The sequence below is a fragment of the Myxococcus llanfairpwllgwyngyllgogerychwyrndrobwllllantysiliogogogochensis genome, from assembly GCF_006636215.1.
GTDB classification, from domain to species: domain Bacteria; phylum Myxococcota; class Myxococcia; order Myxococcales; family Myxococcaceae; genus Myxococcus; species Myxococcus llanfairpwllgwyngyllgogerychwyrndrobwllllantysiliogogogochensis.
The window spans coordinates 1-447 of the sequence record NZ_VIFM01000765.1 but is presented as its reverse complement, the minus strand read 5'-3'; the positions used below and the strand labels follow the sequence as shown (position 1 = coordinate 447).

At 59.7% G+C, this 447-nt stretch carries 1 protein-coding gene; it reads right to left on the bottom strand.

The window, feature by feature from the left end:
* Nucleotides 1–261, bottom strand: a 261-nt coding sequence (locus FJV41_RS55775) for a DUF542 domain-containing protein (protein ID WP_181791580.1), incomplete at its 3' end; no start/stop codon positions are given.
* Nucleotides 262–447: the final 186 nt, after the last annotated feature.

Here is a 447-nt window from a genome sequence, read left to right as displayed (position 1 = left end):
GTGCCGGTCGTGATAGCGAACGATGATATGGTCGATAATCTCCGCGAGGGACGCCGCGCGCCAGTCGCGGGAGAGAGGCTGTTCGGCCAGTTTCGCCAGCTCGGCTTCAATCACCGCGACATCCAGCGCTTTGCGCGACGCGGCGCGCGCCAGGGTCTGTTTGCCGCCGCAGCAGTAATCCATATCGTATTGACGGAACAGGGCGGAGGCGCGCGGGATGGTCAGCGCCAGCTCGCCTAAAGGTTGGTCACGGAAAGCCATAGCAGTTACCTCGTCATCAGGAATATAAGATGTATTTTAAATGCATCTTTTTGGCGAGGGAATACCCCTTAAGGAGGCGAGGCTACTTTTTTTCGTCCGCCAGCGGCTGCAGCATCGGTTTTTCCGGTCTGGCGCGTACGGCGGAGACCACGCCGAGCACCAGCAGCAGGATGCCGCTCAGGGTCA